1 pseudogene is annotated in these 214 nt (G+C 73.8%); it reads right to left on the reverse strand.

Annotation, left to right across the window (positions count from 1 at the left end):
- Positions 1–25 precede the first annotated feature (25 nt).
- Positions 26–214, reverse strand: a pseudogene (locus EXE42_RS18305) (hypothetical protein); the annotation flags it as partial.

Below are 214 nucleotides of genomic sequence, written 5' to 3' on the forward strand. Positions count from 1 at the left end.
GTTCACTCGCCGGAACGTGGACCGTCTACTCGCCGGAACTACCGCCGTCGGCCGCCGACCCCTCCCCGTCGCTCGGGGTGCCGTCGGTCCGGACGTGACCGTAGCCGCCGGGAGTACCCGCCCCGTCCCCCTCTTCGGGGGCCTCCTCGTGGACGGGGACTTGGTGGGCCGACTCCGCGAACCCGGCCGAGAGGACGCGCGTCATCCCCTCCTC

Origin of the sequence: Halorubrum sp. SP3, assembly GCF_005435195.1 — an archaeon.
GTDB lineage: Archaea > Halobacteriota > Halobacteria > Halobacteriales > Haloferacaceae > Halorubrum > Halorubrum sodomense.